Annotated in this window: 3 protein-coding genes and 1 pseudogene; all 4 read right to left on the reverse strand. The window is 61.4% G+C overall.

What is annotated here, in order from left to right; all coding sequences use genetic code 11:
- Positions 1-18 precede the first annotated feature (18 nt).
- Positions 19-210: pseudogene (locus Q0341_RS09395) on the reverse strand (LysE family transporter); the annotation flags it as partial.
- Positions 211-214: 4 nt separating this feature from the next.
- On the reverse strand, positions 215-1,282 hold the full coding sequence (gene ltaE, locus Q0341_RS09400; protein ID WP_299512471.1) for a low-specificity L-threonine aldolase: 1,068 nt from the start codon (positions 1,280-1,282) through the stop codon (positions 215-217).
- A complete protein-coding gene (locus Q0341_RS09405) occupies positions 1,279-1,860 on the reverse strand; it encodes an aminodeoxychorismate/anthranilate synthase component II (RefSeq protein ID WP_299512473.1) in 582 nt (193 codons plus the stop codon). Before Q0341_RS09405 ends, ltaE begins: the two co-directional genes overlap by 4 nt.
- A gap of 2 nt (positions 1,861-1,862) precedes the next feature.
- The coding region (locus Q0341_RS09410) for a chorismate-binding protein (RefSeq protein WP_299512476.1) at positions 1,863-2,312 on the reverse strand (450 nt) is incomplete at its 5' end.

The following is a 2,312-nucleotide window of genomic DNA, read 5'->3' on the forward strand; positions in this document are numbered from 1 at the left end:
CCGCGCTCACTGTCGCCGAGACCCAAGCCCAAAAGCGGCCAGCGCCACATGCACGCAACACCCGGCTGTGATGCCCCAGGCGGCCACCAAGCCAGAACCCACGCCGCCGCGCAGGGACTGGTTCACGATGTACAACACATCTGGACCCGGCGTGAGGTTGAGCAACACACCGGCCAACATGAACATCAGGACTTGCTGCGTTTCAGGCATGGCTTCAGTAAACGCCTACTCGGGTGGAAGCGGGATTTGTCTGTGCGGACGCGTTCGCCATGAAGCGCTGGATGCAATCGATGGCATGGTCGATGCCCGCGGCATCCACCCCCAGGTGCGTCACAAAGCGCAAGCCGATCAAACCCGTGGCCAGCACGCCATGGGCTTTCAGATCGTCAAGCAGAGCCGGGCCACGTCCATCGGCCACATCCACAAACACGATGTTGGTTTGTGCCGAACGCACGCCCAGGCCTTGCACGCCTTGCAGGCCTTGGGCCAGCCGCTGCGCCAACGCATGGTCGTCGGCCAAGCGCTCGACATGGTGCTCCAGCGCGTGCAAAGCCGCAGCCGCCAAAATGCCGGACTGGCGCAAACCTCCGCCCAACACCTTGCGCCAGCGCAGCGCCTTGGCGATCAGTTCACGCGATCCGCACAAGGCCGAACCCACGGGCGCGCCCAGACCTTTGCTGAAGCAAACCGACACGCTGTCAAAGTGGTCCACGATGCGGCGCACGCTGGCCGTGACCGATCCACCTTCGGCTTGTGCGACAGCCGCATTGAACAGTCGGGCACCGTCCAGATGCACGGCCAAGCCGTGCTGCCGGCCGAGCGCTGTGGCTTGCGCCAAATAGGCCTGCGACATAGGGTGGCCGTTCCAGGTGTTTTCCAGCGCCAGCAAGCGTGTGCGTGCAAAGTGGCAGTCGATGGGTTTGATGGCTGCCGCGATGTCGCCCAGCGCCATTTCTCCCACACTGTTTTGTGCCAGCGGCTGCGGCTGGATGCTGCCCAGCACGGCCGCACCGCCGCCTTCGTAGCGGTAGGTGTGCGCGTTTTGACCGACGATGTACTCGTCGCCCCGCTCACAATGCGCCATCAGGGCGCACAGGTTGCTTTGTGTGCCCGATGGCATGAACAGCGCCGCTTCTTTCCCGGTGATCTGTGCGATGCGCGCTTGCAAGGCGTTGACTGTAGGGTCGTCGCCAAACACGTCGTCGCCCACAGGCGCAGCCAGCATGGCCTCGCGCATGGCAGCGGTGGGCTGGGTCACGGTGTCGCTGCGCAAATCGATCATGGTCGTTCCAAAAAGTTTTTGAGCATGGCGTGGCCGTGCTCGGTCAAGATGGATTCGGGGTGAAACTGCACGCCTTCGATGTCCAGCTCGGTGTGCCGCACGCCCATGATTTCGCCGTCGTCTGTCCAAGCGGTGACTTTCAGGCAGGGCGGGCAAGTGGCCCGTTCAATGGCCAGAGAGTGGTAGCGGTTGACGGTGAACTGCTTGGGCAAACCCGCAAACACGCCTTCTTGCGTGGTGGTGATGACACTGGTTTTGCCGTGCATCAACTCTTGCGCCCGAACGATCTGGCCGCCAAAGGCTGCGCCAAGGCTTTGGTGCCCCAGACATACGCCCAAGATGGGCAGCTGGCCTGCAAAGTGCTGAATGGCCGCCACTGATATGCCCGCCTCTGCAGGTGAGCAGGGTCCAGGCGAAATCACCAATCGGTCAGGCTGGCGGGCCGCAATGCCTTCGAGCGTGATTTCGTCGTTTCGAAAGACCTCGACCTCCGCGCCCAGTTCACCAAAATACTGCACGATGTTGAAGGTGAACGAGTCGTAGTTGTCGACCATCAGGAGTTTGATTTTTTTCGCCATGATCACTCCAAGCCTTCTTCGACCAACTCGCTGGCCCGCAACAAGGCACGCGCCTTGTGCTCGGTTTCGCGCCATTCCATCTCGGGCACCGAATCGGCCACCACCCCAGCCGCAGCCTGCACATACAGCGTTTGGTCCTTGATGACGGCGGTACGGATCGCAATCGCCACATCCATGTCGCCCGCGTAACTGATGTAGCCGCAAGCGCCACCATAAATGCCACGCTTGACGGGCTCGAACTGGTCAATCAACTCCATGGCGTGCACTTTGGGCGCGCCCGTCAAGGTGCCTGCCGGAAAAGAGGCTTTGAGCACGTCCATGTTGCTCATGCCCTCGTTGAGCAAGCCCTCGACGTTGCTCACGATGTGCATGACGTGGCTGTAGCGTTCGACCACAAAGGCCTCGGTCACTTTGACTGAACCAATTTTGGCAATACGCCCTATGTCGTTGCG

Source organism: uncultured Limnohabitans sp. (assembly GCF_937889215.1).
In the GTDB taxonomy this organism is placed as follows: domain Bacteria; phylum Pseudomonadota; class Gammaproteobacteria; order Burkholderiales; family Burkholderiaceae_C; genus Limnohabitans_A.